Genomic DNA, 2,516 nt, shown 5'->3' on the forward strand with positions numbered 1-2,516 from the left:
CTTTCCGCTGACAGGTGTCCGGCCCGGGCCAGGCCGATGTACTGGTAGTAGGTGGCAATGCCTTCGGACAGCCAGGCATGTTCCCGCTGCACCGGCGGATGCAGCAGGTGCATGAACTCATGGGCCATCAGGGGATCGGGACGATAGGCCGAGTCGGGAAAACCCGCCTTCATGCCCAGCAGCAGACCGGGGCCACCGGCCCGGCTGACCCGGCCGCTGGACAGCGGGCGATCGCCACTGTCCAGGGGAATGATCACGGCCTGAACACGGTCGGTCGGCAATCGGCCGTAGATGGTTGTTGCCGCCTCAAGGCCGGCCTCAAGCCAGTCATGGCTCAGGGTCGGGTCGGCAGCTTCACCGGGGCCACTGGTAATGGCCACGCCCAGTCGGGTACCGGCTCTCTCAATTTGGAGCTGATCGAATTCACCCACCACCATGCTGGCATCCCAGCCCAGGGGCGGATAGCCGAGTGCGAACCGGGCCGGGTTGTCATCACCCGCCTCCGATAGCCCACGCCAGGGACCGGAAAGCTGCAGTTCCCCATCCAATTCGAAATGCAGCTCAATATCCTGATAGGGGCTCAAGCGGCGGGGTTGCCACAGCCAGATGCGGGGTGAGATCACCAGGGCCTCGCCGGCGCGGGCGGCAATGCCCAGGTTGCGACTGCGTGCGGCCCGGCCCAGATCGACCTGATAGCGAATGCAGCCATCATCGGGTTGCTGGCGGATACGCAGGCGCTGTCTTTCATCCGGGCGCAGTCGCCGGGTCTTGCCGTCCACCACCATCTCCGCCTGCTCAAGGACATTGCCGGCCCAGTTGTGAGAGGCATAGAGGAGATCGGGAACGCGGCCATCAAAGCAGGCTTCCACCGACAGTTGCGATAGCCGCTCGTCGATATGCACATGGTAGTCGTGCAGCTGGGAGAGACTGCCCGAGGCGGTCCCGGCAGCGGCCAGCAGTGCGGCCGTGAGCCCGCCCAGTACCATCATGGGCTGGCGTTGTCCTGTTCCTGCAGGGCCACCACCAGGGTCCCGGGTCCGGCGTGGGCGCCGAGGGCGGGCCCCACCGAGACCAGGGTCGGTTCTTCGTCCAGGGGCAGGGCGTCCCGCAATTGCGCGAGCAGGGCCTGGCCATCCTCGCGGCAGTTGCAGTGGCCCACCAGCAGACGATAGCGGCGGCTTGAGCGTGCGCGGCGGCGGACAAAGCGGGCCAAGCGTTCCACCACCCGATCCTGTCCGAACAGGATGCCGCCGGCATCCACCTTGCCACTGCCCCAGGCGGTGAGAATTGGGGTCAGCCCCAGGCGATCCACCAGTTTCTGTTTCAGCGGCGACACCCGGCCGCCGCGGACCCCGAAACTCAAATCGCGCACCGCCCCCCAGACACGGGTGCGGCGTCGACTGTCTTCCAGCCGCGCCATGATCTCATCGGCACTGGCCCCGGACTGGGCCATTTCAGCCGCCTCCCGGACCAGAAGTCCGAGTCCGGCCGACAGCGTGCGACTGTCAAACACCCGGATGTCGGCTCCTTCCACCCGACGGGCACCGCTGACCGCCGACTGCCAGGTACCCGAGCCTCGCGATGTCACATGAATGGCGACAACGCTGTCGAAATGAGAAGCCAATACCTGAAACACCCGCCGGAACTCCCCGGGTGCGGGCTGGGAAGTGGCCGGATGCTCGCCGTCTTCGTTCAGGCGCTGGTAGAAATCCTCGGCACTCAGAGAGAGCTTGTCCAGATAGGTCTTCTCGCCAAAGCGGACATGGACCGGCACCACATGGATATCCAGTTCATCGAGCAAGGCTTCGGGCAGGTCTGCAGCCGAGTCGGTGACGATGGCCACACGGCGAGCACCGCCGGCGGCGTCCTTCTGCTGCTGCCACATGTCATCCGCCTTGTGGCCGCTGACCTCGCCGAATTCCCCGGCCAGGCGGAACAGGCGCCTGGGGTCGTTGCTATGGATGTGCACCTTGATCTTGTGCCGGGCCCCGGCGATGACCAGGCTGTTGCCCTCGCCGGCCAGTGCTTCCCGGATCTTTCGCGGGTCCAGGTCCTCGCCTCGAATGACGCATTCCGTGCAGTAGCGAAACTCGCTCGGGTCATCGCTGACCCCCGCCCGGGCCTGGGCCTCGACCGCCTCGTCGAAGGCCGGCTCCGGCAATTGGCGGATATGGCCGGCGTGGAGGAACTCGCTGATCCCGCGCAACAGCTCCACGAAGCCTTCGGCGCCGGCGTCCACCACCCCGGCCCTGCGCAGCACGGCAAGTTGCTGGGGTGTTCTTGCCAGGGCCTGTTCGGCGGCTTCCAGCGAATGCTCCAGCATCTGCCGGATATCGGCGTTGGTCTGTCTTATCTGGGCCTGGAGACTCTCGGCGAATTCATGCAGCACGGTGAGCAGGGTGCCGTCCCGGGGCTCGGTCATCGCCTCCCGGGCGTATTCGGCGCCCTGGCTGGCCCCCACGGCAAAGTGATTGGCCTCCAGTACGGCCTGCTGGGCGCAGGCATCGGAGAAGCCC

General features: G+C 66.3%; 1 protein-coding gene and 1 pseudogene. Both read right to left on the reverse strand.

The annotated features are described in order from the left end of the window. Positions 1-989, reverse strand: a pseudogene (locus ACJWXQ_RS03375) (hypothetical protein); the annotation flags it as partial. After that, the coding region (locus tag ACJWXQ_RS03380) for a DegV family protein (RefSeq protein ID WP_406672143.1) at positions 986-2,516 on the reverse strand (1,531 nt) is incomplete at its 5' end. The gene ACJWXQ_RS03380 and the pseudogene ACJWXQ_RS03375, both read right to left, overlap by 4 nt.

The organism is Natronospira sp., assembly GCF_007134575.1.
In the GTDB taxonomy this organism is placed as follows: Bacteria; Pseudomonadota; Gammaproteobacteria; order Natronospirales; family Natronospiraceae; genus Natronospira; species Natronospira elongata.